General features: G+C 56.1%; 1 protein-coding gene. It reads right to left on the minus strand.

Annotated elements, in window-relative coordinates; translation table 11 throughout:
- Positions 1 to 280: 280 nt before the first annotated feature.
- Positions 281 to 601, minus strand: a complete 321-nt coding sequence (locus PEL8287_RS19675; protein WP_085894144.1) for an adenylate/guanylate cyclase domain-containing protein — start codon at positions 599 to 601, stop codon at positions 281 to 283.
- Positions 602 to 749 lie beyond the last annotated feature (148 nt).

The raw sequence follows: 749 nt of genomic DNA on the forward strand, positions 1-749 counted from the left end.
GATTACGCGGCCCATGCGGTGCAAATGACGAATTCCTCCTCGCCGCCACCGCCCAAAACCTCCGCAAACTGGCCAAGATCCTTCCTGCACCGCAGCAAACGCGCAAAGCCTGATAGAAAAGGCGCTCGCGCTCTGTTCAGAACCACACTTTCTGCAACAGCAACACGTTGTTTTTCCACAGAATCGGCTCGAAGCCGTCGTTCGCTGCGGATTGCACGAATGACCGAGTTGCGGGACAAAGCTGCCCTCGAAAAACGCAAAATTTTCCTAGCTCAATCCTTTAGACCAGTCGGTGAATAAGATGCTCGCCGTCAAACCCTTGCAACTGCACTGAAGTAGCTTTGGCAAAGCGGTAATCTTGTGTTTCGCCGACCATTTTCCGCGTGGCATCAGAGACCTGGATTTTGCCCGGGGCGGCAAGGGCTGCGATCCGGGCGGCCTTGTTGACCACGGACCCAAAGAAATCATCGTTCGTTTGGACGACGTTGCCGGTATGGATGCCGACGCGCAGGGCGATGGCAGGTCCGTCGGATTGATCGGTCGCTTGGAGGATTGCCCGCGCGGCGCATAGCGCCTGAGCAGGCTCCGGAAAGCTCGACATGGTACCGTCGCCCAGTGACTTTGTCCGTCGTCAGGGTTTTTGGCACCAAAGGCGGCTTAAACTAAGAGAGTTTTCGGCTCATCTGGTTGATTGCATTATGCGGCACGTTGTCTGTGATGCAAGCGTCGCGCGTCGATGGTCTTTCGTT

Origin of the sequence: Roseovarius litorisediminis, from assembly GCF_900172295.1 — a bacterium.
Classification (GTDB): domain Bacteria; phylum Pseudomonadota; class Alphaproteobacteria; order Rhodobacterales; family Rhodobacteraceae; genus Roseovarius; species Roseovarius litorisediminis.